The organism is Devosia salina (assembly GCF_019504385.1).
Lineage (GTDB): Bacteria > Pseudomonadota > Alphaproteobacteria > Rhizobiales > Devosiaceae > Devosia > Devosia salina.
This window is the reverse complement of the sequence record NZ_CP080590.1, coordinates 3587501-3607342: the sequence shown is the minus strand read 5'-3', so window position 1 is coordinate 3607342 and position 19842 is coordinate 3587501. Positions and strand designations below refer to the sequence as shown.

The 19842-nt window shown below is 63.7% G+C and carries 16 protein-coding genes (1 of these 16 running past the window's edge); 11 read left to right on the top strand and 5 right to left on the bottom strand.

Annotated features, from left to right (window positions below; genetic code table 11):
* Positions 1–6: 6 nt before the first annotated feature.
* Together ilvD and K1X15_RS17660 are read right to left on the bottom strand one after the other, a co-directional pair.
* Positions 7–1860 (bottom strand): dihydroxy-acid dehydratase, encoded by a 1854-nt coding sequence (ilvD, locus tag K1X15_RS17665; protein WP_220304892.1) that lies wholly within the window; start codon positions 1858–1860, stop codon positions 7–9.
* Between the two features lie 627 nt (positions 1861–2487).
* On the bottom strand, positions 2488–2985 hold the full coding sequence (locus K1X15_RS17660) for a hypothetical protein (RefSeq protein ID WP_220304891.1): 498 nt from the start codon (positions 2983–2985) through the stop codon (positions 2488–2490).
* Positions 2986–3369: 384 nt separating this feature from the next.
* Between K1X15_RS17660 and K1X15_RS17655 the strand changes: the two genes are divergently transcribed.
* On the top strand, positions 3370–3906 hold the full coding sequence (locus K1X15_RS17655; protein ID WP_220304890.1) for a dihydrofolate reductase family protein: 537 nt from the start codon (positions 3370–3372) through the stop codon (positions 3904–3906).
* A gap of 672 nt (positions 3907–4578) precedes the next feature.
* On the opposite strand, the gene K1X15_RS17650 is transcribed toward K1X15_RS17655, so the two are convergent.
* Positions 4579–5184 carry a hypothetical protein gene (locus tag K1X15_RS17650; RefSeq protein WP_220304889.1) on the bottom strand — a complete coding sequence of 202 codons (606 nt, stop codon included), beginning with the start codon at positions 5182–5184 and terminating at the stop codon, positions 4579–4581.
* Between the two features lie 168 nt (positions 5185–5352).
* Between K1X15_RS17650 and K1X15_RS17645 the strand changes: the two genes are divergently transcribed.
* Positions 5353–5724 (top strand): hypothetical protein, encoded by a 372-nt coding sequence (locus K1X15_RS17645; protein ID WP_220304888.1) that lies wholly within the window; start codon positions 5353–5355, stop codon positions 5722–5724.
* Between the two features lie 207 nt (positions 5725–5931).
* Positions 5932–6768, top strand: a complete 837-nt coding sequence (locus K1X15_RS17640; protein ID WP_220304887.1) for a hypothetical protein — start codon at positions 5932–5934, stop codon at positions 6766–6768.
* 61 nt (positions 6769–6829) lie between these two features.
* Here the strand turns inward: K1X15_RS17640 and ubiG are convergent, their stop codons facing one another.
* The gene (ubiG, locus tag K1X15_RS17635) at positions 6830–7567 is read right to left on the bottom strand and encodes a bifunctional 2-polyprenyl-6-hydroxyphenol methylase/3-demethylubiquinol 3-O-methyltransferase UbiG (RefSeq protein ID WP_220304886.1); all 738 of its coding nucleotides are present in this window, start codon (positions 7565–7567) and stop codon (positions 6830–6832) included.
* 182 nt (positions 7568–7749) lie between these two features.
* On the opposite strand from ubiG, the gene K1X15_RS17630 reads away from it, so the two are divergent.
* The 8 genes from K1X15_RS17630 to K1X15_RS17595 all read left to right on the top strand — a co-directional run bounded on the left by K1X15_RS17630 (position 7750) and on the right by K1X15_RS17595 (position 19390).
* On the top strand, positions 7750–9015 hold the full coding sequence (locus tag K1X15_RS17630; protein ID WP_220304885.1) for an aspartate kinase: 1266 nt from the start codon (positions 7750–7752) through the stop codon (positions 9013–9015).
* A 72-nt stretch (positions 9016–9087) separates the two neighbouring features.
* On the top strand, positions 9088–11358 hold the full coding sequence (gene ptsP / locus K1X15_RS17625) for a phosphoenolpyruvate--protein phosphotransferase (RefSeq protein WP_220304884.1): 2271 nt from the start codon (positions 9088–9090) through the stop codon (positions 11356–11358).
* Between the two features lie 443 nt (positions 11359–11801).
* Positions 11802–12878, top strand: coding sequence for a peptide chain release factor 1 (prfA, locus tag K1X15_RS17620; protein ID WP_220304883.1), 1077 nt, complete (start codon positions 11802–11804; stop codon positions 12876–12878).
* Positions 12812–13759 (top strand): peptide chain release factor N(5)-glutamine methyltransferase, encoded by a 948-nt coding sequence (gene prmC, locus K1X15_RS17615; RefSeq protein ID WP_338033499.1) that lies wholly within the window; start codon positions 12812–12814, stop codon positions 13757–13759. The genes prfA and prmC overlap by 67 nt, the downstream gene beginning before the upstream one ends.
* A gap of 346 nt (positions 13760–14105) precedes the next feature.
* The gene (locus tag K1X15_RS17610) at positions 14106–14696 is read left to right on the top strand and encodes a DUF4167 domain-containing protein (RefSeq protein ID WP_220304882.1); all 591 of its coding nucleotides are present in this window, start codon (positions 14106–14108) and stop codon (positions 14694–14696) included.
* A 131-nt stretch (positions 14697–14827) separates the two neighbouring features.
* Positions 14828–15979: a glycosyltransferase family 87 protein gene (locus K1X15_RS17605; RefSeq protein WP_220304881.1), complete on the top strand. Its 1152-nt coding sequence runs from the start codon at positions 14828–14830 to the stop codon at positions 15977–15979.
* A gap of 179 nt (positions 15980–16158) precedes the next feature.
* Positions 16159–18774, top strand: coding sequence for an ATP-dependent chaperone ClpB (gene clpB, locus K1X15_RS17600; protein WP_220304880.1), 2616 nt, complete (start codon positions 16159–16161; stop codon positions 18772–18774).
* Positions 18775–19048: 274 nt separating this feature from the next.
* Complete coding sequence (locus tag K1X15_RS17595) at positions 19049–19390, top strand: VOC family protein (protein ID WP_220304879.1); 342 nt, start codon at positions 19049–19051, stop codon at positions 19388–19390.
* Between the two features lie 2 nt (positions 19391–19392).
* Here the strand turns inward: K1X15_RS17595 and K1X15_RS17590 are convergent, their stop codons facing one another.
* Positions 19393–19842, bottom strand: partial view of a M23 family metallopeptidase gene (locus K1X15_RS17590; RefSeq protein ID WP_220304878.1) — the end only. Its footprint extends 1515 nt past the window's final position; 450 of the gene's 1965 nt are visible here — the last part of the coding sequence; its start codon lies beyond the right edge, outside the window — the gene reads right to left on this strand; its stop codon occupies positions 19393–19395.

Below are 19842 nucleotides of genomic sequence, written 5' to 3'. Positions count from 1 at the left end.
TGCCCCTCAGTGCCACAACTCGTCGATTGCCTTGGTGTCGCGCACCGCGCCCTTGGCGGCCGAGGTCACCAGGGCCGCATAGGCTTTCAATGCTGTCGTCACCTTGCGCTTGCGCGGCTGGGCGGGCTTCCAGCCCAGCCTGTCCTGCTCGGCGCGGCGGGCGGCCAGCTCGGCATCGCTCACCAGCACATTGACGGTGCGGTTGGGGATGTCGATCTCGATGATGTCGCCTTCACGCACCAGGCCAATGGCGCCGCCTTCGGCCGCTTCCGGCGAGGCATGGCCGATGGACAGACCCGACGTGCCGCCCGAGAAGCGTCCGTCAGTCAACAGTGCACAGGCTTTGCCCAGGCCCTTGGATTTCAGATAGCTCGTGGGATAGAGCATTTCCTGCATGCCGGGGCCGCCCTTGGGGCCCTCATAGCGGATGACGACCACGTCGCCTTCCTTGATCTCGTTGGAAAGGATCGCCTTGACCGTCGCATCCTGGCTCTCGAACACCCGGGCCGGGCCGGTAAACTTGAGGATGGATTCATCCACGCCGGCCGTCTTCACGATGCAGCCATCGAGGGCGATATTGCCCTTGAGCACGGCCAGGCCCCCATCCTTGGAGAAGGGATTGTCGGGCGAACGGATGGCACCATTGGTGCGGTCGGTGTCCAGCTCCTTCCAGCGGTTGGACTGGGAGAAGGCTTCCGTGGTACGCACGCCGCCCGGCGCGGCCATGTAGAACTGGCGCACGCTTTCCGAATTGGTGCGCGAAATATCCCATTTGTCGATGGCATCGCCCATGGTGGCGGCGTGCACCGTGGGCTCCTTGCGGTTGATCAAGCCGGCGCGGTCGAGCTGGCCGAGAATGGCGAAGATGCCGCCGGCGCGGTGCACGTCTTCCATGTGCACGTCCTGCTTGGCCGGCGCGACTTTCGACAGCACCGGCACCTTGCGCGAGAGCGCGTCGATATCGTCCATGGTGAAGTCGATGCCGCCTTCATGGGCCGCCGCCAGGATGTGCAGCACGGTATTGGTCGAGCCGCCCATGGCAATGTCGAGGCTCATGGCGTTCTCGAACGCCGCCTTGGTGGCGATGGAGCGCGGCAGCACGCTCTCGTCTTCCTGCTCGTAATAGCGGCGGGCGAGGTCGACGATCAGGTGCCCGGCTTCCTGGAACAGGCGCTTGCGGTCCGAATGGGTGGCCAGCGTCGAGCCATTGCCCGGCAGCGACAGGCCCAGCGCTTCGGTCAGGCAGTTCATGGAATTGGCGGTGAACATGCCCGAGCAGGAACCGCAGGTGGGGCAGGCGGCCTCTTCCACGGCCTGCACTTCTTCGTCGGTGTAATGGTCATCGGCGGCCATCACCATGGCATCGACCAGGTCGAGCGCCTGCAGCTTGCCCTTGACGATCGCCTTGCCCGCTTCCATCGGCCCGCCTGAGACGAAGACCACCGGAATATTCAAGCGCATGGCGGCATTGAGCATGCCGGGGGTGATCTTGTCGCAATTGGAAATGCACACCATGGCGTCGGCGCAATGCGCATTGACCATATATTCCACCGAGTCCGCGATGATGTCGCGGCTGGGCAGGGAATAGAGCATGCCGTCATGGCCCATGGCGATGCCGTCATCGACAGCAATGGTGTTGAATTCCTTGGCCACGCCCCCGGCCGCCTCGATCTCGCGGGCGACGAGCTGGCCGAGATCCTTCAGATGCACATGGCCGGGCACGAACTGGGTGAAGCTGTTCACCACCGCGATGATGGGCTTGCCGAAATCGCCGTCCTTCATGCCGGTGGCGCGCCAGAGGCCACGCGCGCCGGCCATGTTGCGGCCATGGGTGGTGGTGCGGGAACGATAGGCAGGCATGGCTGGTATCCTCGGTCAGGTGCCGGTGGGGCCGGTTTTGTTCACTGGCCCCTGTTTAGACCCATTCATACCCGCCAGCAAGGATTTTCCGTACCGTACCGTACGGTACGGGTGATTGGATCAATGACGTTCGGGCGAGAAGATGAAGCGACAGGGCAACAGGGCAAACGAGGGGCCGGCGGGGTGGAAACAAAGAGACAGAACAGGGGCGGTTTCGACGCTGTTTCGGTCGTTCCGTCATTGCGGCGCATCTCTGCAAACCCGCCACAAAACAGATCAGCCGATGCTCACCGCAGCTCATCCGATCCGTGCCGCACGGGGGGCGCTCTTACTCGATGCGACACCCTCCCCCTTGCGGGGAGGGGTGGGGAGGGGAAATCCCGAGCAGGATGCTGGTTACCAGTGCGCGGCGTACCCCCACCAGCTCCGCTAGGGCCTGACGGCCAAGCTGCGCTGCCTCCCCCGTCAAGGGGGAGGTGTCGCATCCAGTTTGTCGGTTGTTCGGAGACTTCTGTTTGAACGCGCGCGGCCGCTTCCGACGCCATTGTTGTCGTTAGAGCTGACGAAGCAGTTGCCCGAAACCTGCCGTTCTGCTGCCCCAGTAGAGCAGTCGAAGTACAACAGCACTCAATCCGGAGGATTGGCTTTCGCGTTGGAAATGACGCAGGAGCGGGTTTGTCCGCTCACTAAGCCATTCTCAAGTAGGCCCATGAACAGTATGCGATCCGGTTCGTCCCAGCTCGCTAGAATAGGCCCGACCACCTCATTGAAGTAAAGCTCCACTTCGGCCGTACCGTTGTTGCGGGATATGGCGTCAACGTGGGCCACAAACAGCTGAGCAGCGACAGGAGGGACGATAGTCCCCTTCCAAAACCGTCGGGCTGCTTCCGGCAAGCAGGCTTCAATTCCCTGCATAACAAATTCCAAACCCCGGGCCGATTGTATCGCGCCGCCGAGTGCAGGGGGTTGTCGGGCGGACCACAAGAACACAGCGCCCGCAGTCAACACGAGTGCAGCACCCATGCTGATCGCTATGAGAGGGGCCGGCCTCAACCCCTTCTGCCGCGCATCACCAACAGGAACAGATATGGCGTTTTTCTTGCCGAAGGTAACAGTCTGTCTCAATGCTCGCCCTCAATGATGAGCAAATGTGCTTCACATTAGTCGGTAGACTGTGCCGGCAAAGTCCCAACGTTTAATCAATTCCGGTGAATTGGCCGGGGACACTCTCCCGGCGGGATGGCAACTCTCTTTGCCGCCTCACTCAGAACCCCCCGGTCCGCAAGCCACCCCCAAATCGCTGGGCGGCAGTCGACCCCATTTCGGTCGGTTCCTGCATGGCTACCCGACTATAAAAGCAGTCATTAAGCATGAGCTTGCGCGTCACTAGAAAGGTTGCCGGCTGCGAAAAGACTGTCCTGAACATCGCATAAGCGGTCGCCGATCTTGCTGCCATTGGCTGACAGGAGGCAGGGATAGCTGCATCGACCTCAACAATGGAGATCGGCAATGCCCACAGGACATGTGTTTATCGGAGTAAGCCTGGATGGCTTTATCGCGCGGCGTGATGGCGATATCGAATGGCTCACTGGATTCTCGAGCCTCGGTGAGGACCATGGTTTTGATGCTCACATGGCTAAGGTTGACGGCATCATCATGGGGCGTGGAACATTCGAGGCTGTCAAAGACATCGAGCCGTGGTTCTACGAAAAGCCGGTGCTGGTGTTGAGCCGCACACTGGCAGGCTCCGATGTTCCTAATGCGCTTCGAGGCAGTGTTGAAATCATCAATGCTTCACCCAACGAAGCCATGATGATCGCAGAGGAGCGCGGTTGGCGTGGCGTCTATATCGACGGCGGCGCCGTTATCCAGTCTTTCCTTCGGGCCAGGCTAATCGAGGATATGGTGATCAGCCGCGTCCCTGTCCTGATTGGGGAAGGATTACCGTTGTTTGGCGCTCTCGATGATGATGTCGTGCTCAAGCATGTCGAGACCAAGAGCTTCCCGTCTGGACTGGTGCAGTCGCGCTATCGGGTCAAAACGTAATCAAAGACCATTGCGACGAAAGGTCGGGGCGGCCAGCGGAAGCAAGAGCATGACCAATTCTCGTTCGCTTGGCTTCCCCCACCTCCCCACCACGTCACCGCCGATTTGATTGAGTAAGCAGACCGGCGGCTCTCGGCAGGTCGCGGTTGCAGTCTGAATGGCCGAATTGGGACGCGTTGCTGTCGAAGTGCGGCGGCCGCCTGAATGGCCGCTTTTTCAGCTCCGCCACCCAGAGGCGGCCGGGCAGGAATCCACCCCATTTCCGCCTCGACGACGATCCGAAACAATCTTATCCCCGGGGCAGAAACGTCCCCCATGCTGCCCTCGACCTCGCCGACAACACGCGGTACCGACGAAGTGCCGGGTGAGGAGGCAGGCCGCACGGTGTCGATCGGGCGGAGGCGTGTATGCTGACCACCGGCCGGTTGCCGGCGGCACGGGCTTGAGATCGGGACCAAGCGCCATCGCGAGGCCCCACCGGCGGACCATTGCCGGACGCATCCATTCCGTGATCCGGGGCAACAACCCGCAAGGGGGCCGCTCGATGCGTGCGTCCGAAGTCCTGTTCGTGGGAAGTGGCTTTCGCCTCTTCTGAAACTTGGGGCGAAAGGGACTTTTCACCCTGCACCCGCAAGCCGCAAGGCCGGGCGGCACCTCCACCCCGCCCGTGGTTCAGAACTTGTAGCGCAGTCCCAGGGTCAGGGCATTTGATCCGTCGATATGCGCAATGGTGCCAAAGCCGCCGGAGCGGTGCTGGATGCGGCCAAAGGCTTCCCATTCGGGGTGGTCGTCATGCGACACGGCAATTTCGGGCGCCAGGTAATAGAGAATGGCGGCGCTTTCGCCGGCGGCGGCCGTGCGGGTGGTTTCCGCCCCGATCGTATCGGTCACCACCGAGAGCCCGCCGGTGATCGAGGGCGTTATGTTGATGGGGCCGATCTCGAATTCGCTCAGCCGGCCGACCAGTCCCGCCCAGGCCTCGGCGGAAACCGGGGTGCCGACGCGCACGCCCAGCCCGGCTTCGAGCCCGAGCTGGAAGCTTTCATAGGAATAGAAGAAGTGCTGGTAGCCGGCGCCCACAAACACATTGGATTCCAGGTCCCACCGCCCTGGCTGGATGGCGTCGCTGAAATTGCCCGAGGTAAGGGGGCCGCCGAAGACGAACAGGGCCTCGTCGGGTCTTTCGGCAGTGCCAGGGGCAATCTGGGCATAGGCGGGCGCGACAAGGCAAAGCCCAACCATGCCAAGCGCAGCGAGCGCCCGGGTGCAAGCAAACATCGGCAATCACTCAAGAATTGGTCAACTCGCCAATGTCCTCAGAGGCGATTTGGTTCACCCTCGGCCGTTCACGTTTTCCCTTCGGGCGATCACTTTTTTCGCGCGGATGCGCGGCGGGAACGGGAAAAAGGGGATCGGCGTTGATCTGGCAAATCATAGGAGGACACCATGCACGCCATTCCCGAGACCCTTCATGAGGGCATGAGTGTGGTCGACAGCGCCATGCATGAAATCGGCACCATCGAGACTTTCCGGGTCACCGATGAAGTGCCGGGCCAGCCCGAGGTGGATGCCGCCGGCGTCAGCCCGGTCTTTGAAGAGGAGCGCGAGACGCTGGCGGGCATTCTCGCCGATGTGTTCCGTCCCGATGACCAATTGCCGCGCGAAATGCAGGAAAAGGCGCTGCGCGAGGGCTTTGTCCGGCTCGATGCCGATGGCTTGTTCGCGGCCGACCGCTACATCTTCCCCGAGCAGATCGACCGGGTGGAAGGCGACCGGCTGGTGCTGGCGGTGCGGAAGGAGGACCTGCTCAAGGCGTGAGGGCGGCCCGGTGACGTCTTCTCCGGCCTATGGTTACCGCGAATTGTCGTTGAAAAACAATGCGAGGCCGCGCGTTTAACCAGGCGCATTTACCACGCGGGCGCTTGGCCGGCGCCCGATAGGTAGATGTGCGGATTTCGGCGCGGCCGCTCGCCGCGATCATCCCGGAATTGGTGGCAAGAGCCATCGCAATTTCGGGAGTTCGTCATGTTCTACAAGCGTATGATTTCGGTCGCGATCATCTCGGCCGTGTTGATGCCCACCCTGGCTTCGGCTGATGGCCTGTTGGGTGGGGTCCTGGGCGGCGGCGACGCCGATTCGGGTGTGCTCGGCATTGTCGGGGGCGCCGATAGCGGGGCCCTGGTGACCCTCAATTCGGGCAATGCCGGCGATAGCGGCCTGGTCAATGTCGGCCTGGGCGGCAGCGATGGCGTGGTCACCGCCAATGTCGGCGGCGGCTCGAGCCCCATCGTCGATGCCGTCGTGCTGGGGTCCGAAGGGGTCGTGGATGTGGATGCCAATCTCGGTGGCCTCGACGCCAATGTGAATGTCGGCGGCTCCAACGGGCTGATCGACATCAATATCGGCGGCGGCAATGGCGGTGGCGGCAATGGTGGCAATGGCGGCAATGGTGGCAATGGTGGGAACGGCACGCCCGGCACCAATGGGACCAATGGCAATAATGGCACCAGTGGCGGCACGGCGATCTTCACCAATCGCGGCCATGGCGGCAGCTCGGCGCCGGACATCACCGCGGCCTGTGCGGGCTACAATTCCAACCAATTGCTGGCGCTGTTCAACCAGAGCACGACCCGCGGCTGGAACCGGGCGAGCGGCATCCAGCTCATTCCGATCAAGGTCTGCGCCGATCTCCGGCGCCAGATGGCCAATTGGCTCGCCGGTAATGGCGAATATCACCGCCTGCTCGGCGCGGTGGCGCAGGATCCGCTGATCAACGCCGCGCTCAGCCGCACCCAATACCGTCCGGGCCATGTGCTGGGCGTGCACAAGCAGGGTGCGACGCTGATGGTCTACGTGTTCTGACCCTGCCTCCGGTCAGACCGTGGGGGACCGGCCGCCTGCCCGCGGCCGGTCTTCTGGCGCCTCAGGCGGGGCGGGTGGCCAGCACCATGTAATTGACCGCCATGTCGGGGGAGGTGCGCCATTCATCGGCCAGCGGATTGAAGGTCACGCCGGTCTGGTCGATGACCTTGAGCCCGTTGCGGCGCAACTGGGCGTTGATCTCCTCGGGGGTGAGGAATTTCTTCCAGTCATGCGTGCCCCGGGGCAACCAGCGCAGCACATATTCGGCCCCGATGATCGCCAGGGCCCAGGAGCGGGCCGTGCGGTTGAGCGTGGCGGTGAACATCAGCCCGCCCGGCGCCACGAGGTCCGCGCAGCTCTTCATGTAGAGCGGCACATTATCGACGTGCTCGACCACTTCCATGTTCAGCACCACATCGAAGCGCTCCCCCGCCGCGACCAGCGCCTCGCTGGTGGTGGCGCGATAGTCGATGGCCAGTCCGGATTGTTCGGCATGGATCCTGGCGATGGCGATATTGCGCTCCGCCGCATCAATGCCGGTGACGCTGGCGCCCAACCGGGTCAGCGGCTCGCACAAAAGCCCGCCCCCGCAGCCGACATCGAGAATGCGCAGCCCCTCGAAGGGCCGGATCGATTGCGCGTCGCGGCCGAAATGGCTGACCAGGTGGTCGCGGATATAGGCCATGCGCACCGGATTGAACTTGTGCAGCGGCTTGAACTTGCCCTTGGGGTCCCACCATTGCTCGGCCATGGCGGCAAACTTGGCGATCTCGGCATCGTTGACGGTGGTGGCTGTCATGATCGGGCTCCCGTTTGCCCTCATATGGCCCCGCGGAGGCGGTCGGGGCAAGGCGCGCCCTGTCGCAGGGGCGCTGCGATGGCCCGCCCCCATGCCCATTGATTGTGCACCGGCTTTGTGGCATGTCCGCGCGCAACAATTAAGCGTACCGCCGGGTTCGGCGGCCCAGCGGGGAATGTGTCTTGGCCCGTATCGTCGTCAAGTTCGGTGGCACTTCGGTTGCCAGTGTCGAGCGCATCCGCAATGCGGCGCGCCATATCAAGCGCGAGGTCGAGGCCGGCAACGAGGTTGCCGTGGTGGTGTCGGCCATGAGCGGCAAGACCAATGAGCTGGTCGGCTGGGTCAATGAAGCATCGAAGTTCCACGACGCGCGCGAATATGACGCCGTGGTGGCCTCGGGCGAGCAGGTGACGGCCGGGCTGATGGCCATCGTGCTCAGTGAAATGGGCATCCAGTCGCGCAGCTTTGCCGGCTGGCAGGTGCCCATCCACACGGACGATGCGCATGGCGCGGCGCGCATTACCGGGATCGACCCGACCGAACTCGACAAGCGCATGAAGGATGGCTGGGTGCCGGTCATTACCGGCTTCCAGGGCATTTCGCCCCATGGCCGCGTCACGACCCTTGGCCGGGGCGGATCGGATACGTCGGCCGTGGCTGTGGCGGCGGCGGTCAGTGCGGATCGCTGCGATATCTATACCGATGTTGACGGCGTTTACACCACCGATCCGCGCATCGTGCCCAAGGCACAGCGCCTGACCAAGATTTCCTTCGAGGAAATGCTGGAAATGGCCTCGCTCGGGGCCAAGGTATTGATGATCCGCTCGGTGGAAATGGCCATGGCGCACAAGGTGCGCCTGACCGTCCGCTCCAGTTTCGATGACCCGGACGCGCCGCAGATCGCGCCCGATGGCACGCCCGGCGTCCCGGGTACTCTCGTCTGCGATGAGGAAGAGATCATGGAAAAGCAGATCGTTTCGGGCGTGACGCTCGCCAAGGCCGAGGCCAAGATCACCCTGCGCGACGTCAAGGACAAGCCGGGCGTGGCCGCCGCCATTTTCGGCACCCTGGCCGACAAGGGCATCATCGTGGACATGATCGTGCAGAACATTGCCGATGATGGCGCTACCACCGATATCACCTTCACCGTTCCAGACAGCGAATATGACAAGGCCGTCCGGGCGCTTGAGGACAATGGCGGCCGTTTCGAATATGCGCGGCTCTCCGGTTCGCGGGGCGGCGCCAAGGTTTCGGTGGTGGGCGTGGGCATGCGTTCGCATGCCGGCGTTGCCGCCTCGATGTTCAAGGCCCTGGCCGACAAGGGCATCAATATCCAGCTCATCACCACTTCGGAAATCAAGACCTCGGTTCTGATCGACGAAGAATATGCCGAGCTTGCGGTTCGCGCTCTGCACACCTATTACGGTCTGGACAGACAGGACGCCTGACCGAAGTCGAGGGGACACGGGCCGCGTCCTGCCAACAAAGGGGGGCGGCTTTGCGGGCCGCCTTGGAGAGGCATGGTCACGACCATAGGCGGCCCCAGGGTGCTGCTGCGGCAATTGCGCGAGACGATGGCGGAGCCTCTGGCTTCGCAGGATCGTCTCGACAAGATCGTGGGCCTGATCGCCGAAAACATGCGTGCCGATGTGTGCTCGTTCTACGTGCTGCGGGACGACGGCGCGCTCGAGCTGTTTGCCACGCGCGGCCTCAAGGCCGAATCGGTGCACATGACCACCCTTCGCCTTGGCGAGGGCCTGGTGGGCCTCATCGCCGCCGAGGCCGAACCGCTCAGCCTTGATGACGCGCCCAGTCACCCCGCCTTCGCCTACCGCCCGGAAACGGGGGAGGAAAAATACAATTCCTTTCTCGGCGTGCCGGTGCTGCGAGCCGGCCAGACGCTGGGCGTGCTGGTGGTGCAGAATGCCGAGCGGCGGCATTATGGCGAGGACGAAACCGAGGCCATGCTGACCACGGCCACAATCCTGGCCGAGATGATCGCTACCAGCGATTTCGACAATCTGATCAAGCCCGGGTCGGATATCGACCTCAGGCGACCTCGCATGTTCAATGGCGTCAGCTTCACCGACGGGATAGCGCTCGGGACCGTGGTGCTCCACGATCCCCGCGTGGTGGTGACCAATTTCATCGCCGAGGACACTGATGCCGAAAAGCAGCGGTTGGACGCCGCCCTGGCCTCGATGCGCGTTTCCATCGACGCCATGCTCGATCATGGCGACATGCAGCCGACCTCGGATCACCGCGAAATCCTCGAGACCTATCGCATGTTCGCCAATGATCGGGGCTGGGTGAACCGGCTGACCGAGGCGATCGACAACGGGCTTTCGGCCGAAGCGGCGGTCGAGCGGGTGCAGAACGACACAAGGGCGCGCATGCAGCGCCAGACCGACCCCTATATTCGCGATCGACTGCATGATCTGGACGATCTGGCCAATCGGCTGCTGCGCGTGCTGACGGGCGACGGACAGACGCTCGGGCGCAAGGAGCTGCCGGACAACGCCATTCTGGTGGCCCGCAATATGGGGCCGGCCGAGCTGCTCGAATATGACCGCAAGAAGCTGCGCGGCGTCGTGCTCGAGGAGGGGGGCGCCACCGCCCATGTCGCCATTGTCGCCCGTTCTCTAGGGATCGTGGCGGTGGGGCAGGCGCAGTCCATCGTCTCCATGTGCGAGACCGGCGACGACATCATCATCGACGGGCCCCTGGGTCAGGTGCATTTGCGCCCGACGCCGGATATCGAGCAGACCTATGTCGACAAGGTCCGGATTTCGGCACGCCGCCGCGCTCACTACGCCGCCCTCAAGGACAGGCCGAGCGTCACCAAGGACGGCATCGAAATCACGCTCCTGCACAATTCGGGGCTGGTGGCGGACCTGCCCATGCTGGACGATACCGGTGCGGCCGGGGTGGGGCTCTTCCGCACCGAATTGCAGTTCATGATCGCCAGCCGACTGCCGCGCCTGGCTGAACAGGTCGATCTCTATGCCGAGGCGATGCAGATCGCCGGAACGCGCCCGGTGGTGTTCCGCCTGCTCGACATCGGTGGCGACAAGGTGGTGCCCTATCTGCGTTCGGCGGCCGAAGAAAATCCGGCCATGGGCTATCGCTCGATCCGGCTTGGGCTTGACCGGCCCGGCCTGTTGCGCACCCAGATCCGGGCGCTGCTACTGGCGGCGCACGGGCGGCCGCTCAAGATCCTTGTGCCCATGGTCACCGAAACCTTCGAGTTCCGCCAGACCAAGCTGGTGCTCCGCAAGGAGATCGAGCGGCTCAAGCGCGCCGGGCAAACGGTGCCGGAGAAGATCGAGATCGGCGCCATGGTCGAGGTTCCCTCGCTGCTGTTCGAGCTCGATCAATTGCTGCCCGAGGCCGATTTCGTATCGATCGGCTCGAATGACCTGGTGCAGTTCCTGACGGCAGCCGATCGGGCCAATCCGCGCGTCTCCAAGGCTTATGATCCTATCGCCCTGCCGCGCCTGCGCGCCATCCGCCTAGTCGTCGATGCGGCGGCGCGCCACGAAAAGCCGGTCACCATGTGTGGCGAGCTGGCGGGCAAGCCGATGGAAGCGCTGGCGCTGATGGCCATTGGCATGACGCGGCTTTCCATGGGTCCGGCCTCGATCGGTCCGATCAAGGAAATGATCCTCAATCTCGAATTGCGGCCGATCCAGGAGGCGGTGGCGGCCGCCCTCAGCGTTGGCGCCGATGGCCACTCGATCCGCGAGCTGCTCACCGAGTGGGTGGAAAAGCAAAACCTGCCGATGGGGTAGGGGCAAGCGCGTTTGGGTGGGGCTATCCACGCACCAGCCAGAGCCGACGCAAGAACAGCTCAAACAAAGTAATCCCCGCCCCCAAAACCATCCCCCATACTCCCCCCATCACTCCCGCGCGGACGGACTGCAGCGAACTTTGCGGGGGGAGCCGGGCGTAGCTGGGTCGCTCCAGTTGCGCGTCCAGGAAGCGGTCACCCTGCGACGAGCGTTCAATGGGGACCGAGACCTTTACGAAAAACCGGCGTCCCGAGGCGGCGACGTCTCTATTACTTAGTTTTACTGAGACGCACGCGCCTCGGGATACGTCCATTCAAACCGGAAGCTTCGGGCGGTCCGGGGCATTGCCATGCCCATATCGATCCTGCCGGCCGCCTGGACCCTTGCGCTTGCCGGTCCTGATCATTACAGCCAGCCTGACATCTGCCCCGAAAGACTTGACCATGCCCAGCCTCCCCCAGGACAAGCTCGACGCCCTCGAAACCCGCTTCCAGTATATTGAAGCGGCGCTGTCGGGTGGTGCCAGCCCCGACGAGCTGGCCCGGCTCTCCAAGGAGCATTCCGACCTCTCGGAGATCGTGGGTGAAATCGGTGCCTACAAGAAGGCGCTGCGCGACCGCACGGAGGCCGAGGCGCTGCTCAAGAGCGGCGACAAGGAAATGGCCGAGATGGCGGAAGCCGAGATCGAGGAACTCGACGCGGCCATCGAGACGCTCGAGCAATCGATCCGCATCCTGCTCCTGCCCAAGGACGAGGCCGACGAAAAGTCGATCATCCTCGAGATCCGGGGCGGCACGGGCGGCGACGAGGCGGCCCTGTTCGCGGGCGACCTGTTCCGCATGTATGAGCGCTATGCCGCGGGCCGGGGCTGGAAGGTGACGGTGATGGAGGAGAGTCCCGGCGAAATGGGGGGCTTCAAGGAAATCATCGCCAATGTCTCGGGCAAGGGCGTCTATGCCCGGATGAAATATGAGAGCGGCGTGCATCGGGTGCAGCGCGTGCCGGCCACCGAGGCATCGGGACGCATCCATACTTCGGCCGCCACTGTCGCGGTGCTGCCTGAAGTGGAAGATATCGACATCGAAATTCGCAACGAGGATATCCGCATCGATACCATGCGGGCCTCGGGTGCCGGCGGCCAGCACGTCAACACCACCGACTCGGCGGTGCGCATCACCCATATTCCGACCGGCATCGTGGTCACCTCGGCCATGAAGAGCCAGCACCAGAACCGGGCGCAGGCGATGATCGTCCTGCGCTCGCGCCTTTATGAAATGCAGCGCGAGGAGCGCGACAGCGCCCGTTCGGCCGAGCGCAAGGGGCAGGTGGGGTCCGGTGATCGCTCGGAGCGCATCCGCACCTATAATTTCCCGCAGGGCCGGGTGACCGACCATCGCATCAACCTGACGCTCTATAAGCTCGACAAGGTGATGACCGGCGAGGCGCTGGACGAATTGATCGAGGCACTGATCACCGAACACCAGGCGGCCCAGCTGGCGGCCATGGAGCAGGTGAACTGAGCGAGGCGCAGAGCATCGGGGCGCTGTGGCGCGGCTGGCGCGACGTCCTCGACCGGCTGGGCTTTGCGACCGCAGCGCTCGACGCCAAACTGCTCACCGGCCATGCGCTGGGCCTTGATGCGCTGGGACTGGCCCTGCGCGAGCGGGACGCTGTCCCGGCTGAGGCCGTCACACGGGTGGCGGAACTGCTGCAGCGGCGCATGAGCGGGGAATCGGTGGCCCGCATCATCGGCGAAAAGGACTTCTTCGGACTGACTTTCGGGCTCAACGCGGCCACGCTCGAGCCGCGGCCGGATACCGAATTGCTGGTCGAACTGGCATTGGAGCGCCTGCCGCAGGGCGGACGTCTATTGGATCTGGGCACCGGGACCGGCTGCATTCCCATCTCGATCCTTGCCAGCCGAGCGGACGCCACTGGCCTTGCCACCGATCTCAGCGCCGAGGCCCTGGCGATGGCGCGTGCCAACGCGACGCGGCATGGGGTGGAGGATCGCCTCGCCTTTGCGCAGGGCAGCTGGTTCGCGGCGCTGGCCTTTGCCCCTCCGGCTGGCCGGAGCGCAGAGAAGTTCGATCTCATCCTCTCCAATCCGCCCTATATCACCAGCGCCGTGGTCGAGACGCTCGCGCCCGAGGTGAAGGATTTCGACCCCCGCCTGGCGCTCGATGGCGGGCCGGACGGGCTGGCGCCCTATCGGGTCATTGCTGCCGAAGCCGCGCACTTTCTCCGGCCTGGTGGCTGGGTGATGGTGGAGATCGGTCATGACCAGGGGGCGAGCGTGCCCGCCCTTCTGGCCCAACAGGGCTTTGGCGAAATCGGCGTTCACAAGGACCTTAACGGCCTTGATCGTGTGGTCGTGGCGCACCACTTGGGGGATAACTAGACCATCCGGTTAAGCCCAAGCGCAGTTTGTGCTGGTCAAGCCGGAGCGAAGCGGTTAGTCTATGTGTGCTGTCAACGGCGCATCATGGGCGCCGCAGCGATCACACCCGATCCAAAATGCATTGAGCTGCGATATGCGGCACGGTTCCGGCGGGCCGGAACGACGCGAGGATGGGACGGACTTTTCCGTAGGTCGCTGCCGACCGCATTCGGTCTTCATGAAGCCAGACAAATCCCGCACGGTGCGCAGTTACCACCGCCGGGGTCACGGGCCGGATCGGGCCTCCTATACTCCGGTCAGCCCCATGATGTGACGCTTAACTTTTTGAGTTAGACAAAGCGACCCGATGAGACCTAATCAGAACAAGAACCGGCAGCGTGGCCGGAACGGCGGACGCAAGCATGTCAATCCGCTGTCGCGCAATTACGAGAGCAACGGCCCCGATGTGAAGGTGCGCGGCAACGCCGCCCATATCGCCGAGAAATATCTGCAGCTCGCCCGCGACGCCCAATCCTCGGGCGATTCGGTGATGGCCGAGAATTATCTGCAGCATGCCGAGCACTATTTCCGCATCGTCTCCTCCGCCCAGCAGGCCATGAATGGCCCGCGTGAAGGGCAGAGCCAGGACGAGGTGGATTTCGACGACGATGCCAATGACGTCAATTCCCGCTTCTCCTCGCCCCAGCCGCAACAGCATGTGCAGCAGGGCAATGAGAGCGAGCCAGAGGCACCGCAGGGCGAGGCTCCGGCCCAGCCCGTCGAGGAAACCGCCGCTGCCACCGAAGGCGAGGGCGAACAGGCACCGCGCAAGCCGCGGGAGCGCCGTCCGCGCCGCCGTCGTCCCGCTGGTGGCGAGGCCGGGGCCGATCCGGCCAATGCGCCGCAGCCCGACGTGCCGGAACTGCCCGCCTTCCTGACGGGCAATGCGGCCGAATAGGCCGAGCCAGAATGATGCAGATGCCGGGCCTTGAGCCCGGCATTTTTATCCCCGCTGCTGCAAACGGCCCCACACTGGCTTTCTCAACCCGGCCTTAAGTCCTTGTGACTAGCGTTCGGGTAAGCCCGAGTGTGTCAGTGCCAAGCCAGCGCCATCCTTTTCACATTGCCCTTTTGGGACTTTGCCTTGTCCATCTGGCCTGGTTTGCCTGGCAGCAGGTCGAGCCGACGCTGGGCATTGCGGGGCTCCTTTACGCCAATGGCACGCCGGTGGGCGGCGATTTCGTCAATCTCTGGTCCGCCGCACGGCTGGTGCTTGAGGGGCGGGCGGAGGACATCTACCGCTATAAGACCCTCATGGCCTATCAGGTGGGGTTGACGGGGGCGCCGATCGGGGTCCGGTTCTGGGCCTATCCGCCCCATTCCCTCCTGCTGGCGTGGCCCTTCGGCCTTGTCGGCTTTTACCCCGCCCTCGCCCTGTGGTCACTGCTCGGCCTGGCGGTGCTGGGATACGGCTGCCGGCGGCTGGGCCTGGGTGCGATGGAGACCGCCATCATTCTGCTCTCGCCCGCCTGTCTGCTGTGCCTCTTCTATGGCCAGACCGGCAATCTGGCGACAGGGCTGCTGTTACTGGCGCTCGCGCCCCGATTGGGCAGGGAGGGGGGAGCGGCGACGGCCGCGGCGCTCCTGACCATGAAGCCGCAAATGGGTCTGCTGCTGCCCTTGTTCTGGCTGGTCGAGCGGCGCTGGCGGGCGATCCTCCTCACCAGCGCGGTGACGCTGGTATTGGTGGGTCTGGCCTGGCTTGTTTTCGGATCCATCGTCTGGTCCGACTATGTCGGGGTGACGCTGCCCGGGCTCAGCCTGCTCGAGCGGCATGGCACCGGGCCCTTCATGTTGATGATCCCGTCGGTGTTCATGGCGTTGCGCATCCTCACTGGCGACGGGGATCTGGCCCTCATGCTGCATCTCGCCCTGGCCGTGCCTGTCGTGTTGCTGGCCGGCTGGCGTCTGCGGAGCGTGCAAGAGCCGATGCGTCGGGCGGGCGTGGTGTTGGCGGGAACAGCGCTGCTGACGCCCTATCTGCACAATTACGACCTGACCATGGTGGCTGTAGCCGCATTGGTGGCGTTGCGGCGGTTCGCGCCGGGCCAGCGCGGCGAGTTGGCTGTCTGTGTCTTTTCGGTTCTGGTGTTGGCGCTGCCACAGATGGTGGTGGGGCTCAATCTGGTCGGCCTGCCGATTTCCCCATTCGTCATTCTCGTCCTGCTGCTGCTGATTTGACCGGACGCAAGGTCGCCTTGCCCATGCCCACTATTGTGTGAGCCGACCCCTTTTGTTCCGGTCGGCAATACCTACATCTAACCCGAACGATGCGCCGATCCGGGCATTGTCCAAACGACGCTTCCGCCGTCGCGCCGGTGCCTTTGGGGCCGGGTGGCGGGCGAGACAAGGAGAGTTGCATGAATATCGAGAAATACAGCGAGCGCTCGCGCGGCTTCATCCAGAGCGCGCAGACAGCCGCACTGGGCAAGGGCCACCAGCAGTTTTCGCCGGTTCACCTGCTCAAGGTCCTGCTCGACGACGACCAGGGCATGGCCAATGGCCTGATTGAACGCGCCGGGGGTGATCCCAAGGCGGCGCGCGCCGGTGTGGAAGCGGCGCTGAACAAGATTCCCAAGGTCTCCGGCGATGCCGGCCAGCTCTATCTCAGCCGCGAATTGGCGCGGGTCTTCGACACGGCCGAACAGGCCGCCCAGAAGGCCGGCGACAGTTTTGTCACGGTGGAGCGGCTGCTGCTGGCACTGGTCATCGAGAAAGACACCGATGCGGGTAAAATCCTGAGCTCGGCGGGCGTGACCGCCCAGGGGCTCAACACCGCCATCGAGGCCATTCGCAAGGGTCGTACCGCCGACAGTGCCTCGGCCGAAAATACCTATGACGCACTCAAGAAGTACGCACGCGACCTGACGCAGGATGTGCGCGAGGGCAAGCTCGACCCGGTGATCGGTCGCGACGAGGAAATCCGTCGCACCATCCAGGTGCTCAGCCGCCGTACCAAGAACAATCCGGTGCTGATCGGTGAACCGGGCGTGGGCAAGACGGCCATCGCCGAGGGCCTCGCCATCCGCATCGTCAATGGCGACGTCCCTGAATCGCTCAAGAACAAGAGCCTGCTGGCTCTGGACATGGGCGCACTGATCGCCGGCGCGAAATATCGCGGCGAGTTCGAGGAGCGCCTTAAGTCGGTGCTCTCCGAGGTGCAGGCGGCCGAAGGGCAGATCATCCTTTTCATCGACGAGATGCATACCCTTGTTGGGGCCGGCAAGAGCGAGGGCGCCATGGATGCGTCCAACCTATTGAAGCCTGCCCTGGCGCGGGGCGAACTGCATTGCGTCGGCGCCACCACGCTCGACGAATACCGCAAGCATGTCGAAAAGGACCCGGCCCTGGCACGGCGCTTCCAGCCGGTCTTCGTCAGCGAGCCGACGGTGGAAGACACGATCTCGATCCTGCGCGGCCTCAAGGAGAAGTACGAGTTGCACCATGGCATCCGCATCGCGGATTCGGCCCTGGTCAGCGCAGCGACACTCTCCAACCGCTACATCACCGATCGCTTCCTGCCCGACAAGGCCATCGACCTCATGGACGAGGCGGCGGCACGCCTGCGCATGGCCGTCGACAGCAAGCCCGAGGCGCTGGACGAGCTTGATCGCAAGATCATGCAGCTCAAGATCGAACGCGAGGCGCTGAAGAAGGAGACCGACGAAGGCTCCAAGACGCGGCTCGATCGGCTGGAACAGGATCTGGCCGGCCTCGAGGAGCAGGCCCAGACCCTGTCGGCCAAGTGGCTGGCCGAAAAGGAAAGGCTGCAGGGATCGACCAAGCTCAAGGAAGAGCTCGATGCCGCCCGGTCGCAGTTGGAAATTGCGCAGCGCCAGGGTGATCTGGCCAAGGCCGGCGAGCTTGCCTATGGCGTCATCCCCGATCTCGAAAAGCGGCTCGCCGCCGCCGATGACGCGGATGGCGACGGCAAGCCCGACCCGGTCATGGCCAAGGAAACCGTCGAGGCAACCGACATTGCCCAGGTGGTGTCGCGCTGGACCGGCATTCCGGTGGACCGGATGATGGAAGGCGAGAAGGAAAAGCTCCTGCACATGGAAAGCTCGCTGGCTGCGCGGGTCATCGGCCAGGCCGAAGCGGTCAAGGCCGTCAGCAAGGCGGTGCGCCGCTCTCGCGCGGGCCTGCAGGATCCGAACCGGCCGATCGGCTCGTTCATGTTCCTCGGGCCCACGGGTGTCGGCAAGACCGAACTGACCAAGGCACTGGCGCAGTTCCTGTTCGACGACGAGACCGCCATGGTCCGGCTCGACATGTCCGAGTTCATGGAAAAGCACTCTGTCGCCCGCATGATCGGCGCTCCTCCGGGCTATGTCGGCTATGATGAAGGCGGTGTGTTGACCGAGGCCGTGCGGCGGCGGCCCTACCAGGTGATCCTTTTCGATGAGATCGAAAAGGCGCATCCGGATGTGTTCAACGTGCTGCTGCAGGTGCTCGACGATGGGCGCCTGACCGATGGCCAGGGCCGCACCGTCGATTTCCGCAATACGGTGATCATCCTCACCTCGAACCTGGGTGCCGAATATCTGGTCGAGCTCAAGGACGGGGAGTCGGTGGAGCTGGCGCGCGGCAAGGTGCTCGATGCAGTCAAGGCCGCGTTCCGGCCGGAGTTCCTCAACCGGATCGACGAGATCCTGCTGTTCCACCGTCTTGGCCGCGAACATATGGGCAATATTGTCGATATCCAGTTCGGGCGCCTCGAAGCCCTGCTCAAGGATCGCGACATCAGCCTGGAACTGACCCCTCGGGCCCGTGATTGGCTCGCCAATGAAGGCTATGACCCGGCCTATGGCGCCCGTCCGCTCAAGCGCGTCATCCAGCGTGAAGTGCAGGACGAGTTGGCAGAGGAAATCCTGTCAGGCCAGGTCAGCGATGGTGGGCGCGTGGTGGTCGATGCCGATGACAGCGGTATCGTGCTGCTGCCAGGCGGCAAGGCCGAAACCGGAGCGGCTGCATGAACAGGTGGGCACATGGTGGAGAAGGGCCGGTCTGACGACTGGCCCTTCCCTTGGTTGAGGGGGCGAGATAGGGCGGGGCGCCGAGGCTAATGACCACACTCGTCATGTGCTCATCGTGGCCGAACGCCGGCAATCCAGAGCCACGCCGGCCGCCATCAGGTCGTCGCCGGCCAACAAGAAACCGAAGGCGCTGCCAGGCAGACTTGCCAGGGATTCAAATCTGTCTTAGAACAAAAACGGAACATTGCTGGACAAGCGGCGATTGGAGAGCGTCATGGCCGAGCGTATCGACTATATCGAATTCCCCTCGGGTGACCGGTCTCGGACGAGCAGCTTCTTCCAGGAGGCCTTTGGCTGGGGTGTGACCAGCTATGGACCCGATTATGACGGGATCGAGGGTGCCGGCATCGGTGGTGGTGTTGATCAGGCAAGCGAGCGGGTTGCCGCCACCATGGCGGTGGTCAGGACCGATGATCTTGACGATGCCGAGCGCCGGGTGCGGGCTGCCGGCGGCGTCATCACCCGTCCGCAGTTCGACTTTCCGGGCGGGCGGCGCTTTCACTTCCGCGAGCCTGGCGGAAACGAACTGGCCGTCTATGTCGATCGGCCCGAATAGGGTCAGTTGCTCTGGGCGACTGAAACGGGGGCGGGTTCGCGTGCCATCAGGTCGTTGATCTGTGCAATGGTCTGGTTGAATTCGTCGCGATACTGAGCGGCCAGCACATTGTCCTTGGGCAGTTTGACGCTGAGCGGATCGACCAGGTTGCCGTTGATCTTGATCTCGAAATGCAGATGCGGCCCAGTCGACTGGCCAGTCGAGCCGACATAGCCAATGATCTGGCCTTGCCGCACGCGGGAACCGACGCCCAGTCCGTCGACATAGCGGGACATGTGGCCATAGGCGGTCTCATAGCCGTTGACGTGTTGCAGTTCGACCTTGTTGCCGTAGCCCGATTGCCACTTGTACCACTTGATCACGCCGTCACCGGCCGCATAGATCGGGGTGCCGGAGGGGGCGGCCAGGTCGACACCGGTGTGCAGCTTGCGGGTCTTGAAAATGGGGTGGAT

Excerpts from the sequence above, each read along its gene's own strand:
- K1X15_RS17610 (WP_220304882.1), top strand. The coding sequence starts at position 14,106 with ATGAGACCTAATCAGAACAAGAACCGGCAGCGTGGCCGGAACGGCGGA.
- ubiG (WP_220304886.1), bottom strand. The coding sequence starts at position 7,567 with ATGACAGCCACCACCGTCAACGATGCCGAGATCGCCAAGTTTGCCGCC.
- K1X15_RS17595 (WP_220304879.1), top strand. The coding sequence starts at position 19,049 with ATGGCCGAGCGTATCGACTATATCGAATTCCCCTCGGGTGACCGGTCT.
- K1X15_RS17645 (WP_220304888.1), top strand. The coding sequence starts at position 5,353 with ATGCACGCCATTCCCGAGACCCTTCATGAGGGCATGAGTGTGGTCGAC.
- clpB (WP_220304880.1), top strand. The coding sequence starts at position 16,159 with ATGAATATCGAGAAATACAGCGAGCGCTCGCGCGGCTTCATCCAGAGC.
- K1X15_RS17655 (WP_220304890.1), top strand. The coding sequence starts at position 3,370 with ATGCCCACAGGACATGTGTTTATCGGAGTAAGCCTGGATGGCTTTATC.
- ptsP (WP_220304884.1), top strand. The coding sequence starts at position 9,088 with ATGGTCACGACCATAGGCGGCCCCAGGGTGCTGCTGCGGCAATTGCGC.
- K1X15_RS17650 (WP_220304889.1), bottom strand. The coding sequence starts at position 5,184 with ATGTTTGCTTGCACCCGGGCGCTCGCTGCGCTTGGCATGGTTGGGCTT.
- ilvD (WP_220304892.1), bottom strand. The coding sequence starts at position 1,860 with ATGCCTGCCTATCGTTCCCGCACCACCACCCATGGCCGCAACATGGCC.
- K1X15_RS17640 (WP_220304887.1), top strand. The coding sequence starts at position 5,932 with ATGTTCTACAAGCGTATGATTTCGGTCGCGATCATCTCGGCCGTGTTG.
- prfA (WP_220304883.1), top strand. The coding sequence starts at position 11,802 with ATGCCCAGCCTCCCCCAGGACAAGCTCGACGCCCTCGAAACCCGCTTC.